The sequence below is a fragment of the Methylobacterium variabile genome (assembly GCF_001043975.1).
Classification (GTDB): Bacteria; Pseudomonadota; Alphaproteobacteria; order Rhizobiales; family Beijerinckiaceae; genus Methylobacterium; species Methylobacterium variabile.
The window spans coordinates 1-630 of sequence record NZ_LABY01000533.1; the positions used below are offsets into that span (position 1 = coordinate 1).

The 630-nt window shown below is 67.0% G+C and carries 1 protein-coding gene; it reads left to right on the forward strand.

All coding sequences use genetic code 11. From position 1 onward, the window contains the following. Positions 1–163 precede the first annotated feature (163 nt). Positions 164–630 (forward strand): hypothetical protein (locus VQ02_RS34370; protein WP_048448770.1); only part of this gene is annotated, 467 nt, incomplete at its 3' end.

Sequence of the window (630 nt, forward strand, 5' to 3'; positions counted from 1 at the left end):
ATGGCGCCCGCTCCGGACGCCCCCAGCCTCGACCTCCGACCAGCCGGGCACCGCTCACTGGGGAGGGCCGCTTCCAGCCTGGCTCCGGTCGGCTCCGCTTCCGTGCTGACCCGGTTTGTCGAACATGCTACCCAGAGGAAACCGGCGTAACCTTGGGGCAGTCATGGCCGTCAATCCGCTCGCACCGTTCTCCTGCCCGGAGCCTGTTCATCGGCCCCTCCCGGTATCGTCCTGGGCAACGGTGAAGGCCATCTTCGACGGCACCACCAACCTCCGTCTAGAGGTTGGGGATCCAGCCGACCTGCGCCTGACGCTGATCCTCGGTGGGGCCTTCATCACGGCGACCGGCGTCGATGACGTCGGCGAGCTCATCGAGTGCTTCCAGCTCGGCGATGAGGCTTCGGTCTCCTACAAGCGCAGCGGTTTCACGCTCGTTCAGGACGGCGACATCGTTCTCTATCGTGACGCGTCCTCGGAGGTCCGTATCCCGCGTGGCAGCTACGACCGCCTGGCCGCGCTCGTGACCGACCTGGTCCCTGATCGGTCCGTTCAGGACGCTTTCGAGGAGACAACCCTGCGGCTCGCCAGACAGGCTCGGGCTCCTTCCTGGCACCCGGGCCCCATCGCAGG